Consider the following 1,018-nt stretch of genomic DNA (forward strand, 5'->3'; position numbering starts at 1 on the left):
CATCCCTAAAGGAATGCTTCTTTTTGAAGGTTAATTTTCGGACACTCACGTGAGTGCGTACTAATTAATCCATCAATATTTTCGGCCGCTCACATGAGCGCGTATTTATTGTATAATCATAATATAACACCCTTTAGAAAATGTCAAATAAACCTATAATCATGATAGGATGGTTTTAATGAAGCAAGAGACTTTAAATACAGAAAAGGTACATATCTTTTTTGATGAAAGTGGCAGCAATAATGTTAAGCAAAGACCAACTTTAATGGCTGGACTTTTAATCCCAGAATCAATATACCAAGCAGATGATTTTAGAGAAATTAATAGAAAACTACAAAACAATGAATATATGCCTCTTCATTGGGCTGAGTATTCAGGATATTATCCTTTAAGAAGAGATATAATGAGTGTAATAAACATTTTCTCAAAATACTCTCCCCTTTGTAAAATGAATATCATCAATTACGATGAAACATCGCTACGAGAACGTAGAAGTTTCTATGATGATATTAACTTATCACAAAGAATGATTTATACTAAATTACCAGAAAGAATTCTATACGGTTTGTTACGTAATTATGGTAAGGATGTTAATATAAAAGCTAATTTATTTATTGAAAATTCCTCGACCTACACTAAACTTCAGCTAGATCGACTTTTAGTAGAGCAACTTAACACTCAATCTATGTATAGGGGCGAACAGTATAAAGTAATAGACTGCCAGCTAACCCCCAAAAAACAAGAAATAGGTGTAGAAATTGTTGATTTATTAATGGGTTTTGTAAGAACCATCATACAGAATAAAAAAGGTTCATTAAGTAAAGGTGAATTGATGAGGAATGAGCTTGTAATTAACTTTTTAAGAAATCCGATTTTTTATAACTTCTTATGTAATATAAATTATTATGAATGGCAAAGTGCGCGTGAATTGTCTAACGTTAAATTCAAGGAATATGTAGATTTGTTTATAGCATCTAACTACACTTCCCTTTTCGAAAATTCATTAGAGCCCAAGTCT

1 protein-coding gene is annotated in these 1,018 nt (G+C 31.1%); it reads left to right on the top strand.

Annotated features, from left to right (window positions below):
* Positions 1–178 precede the first annotated feature (178 nt).
* Positions 179–1,018: DUF3800 domain-containing protein (locus tag AC0B9F_RS38580; protein ID WP_472010531.1), on the top strand; the 840-nt coding region annotated here is incomplete at its 3' end.

It is taken from the genome of Streptomyces sp. NPDC097129, assembly GCF_055668065.1.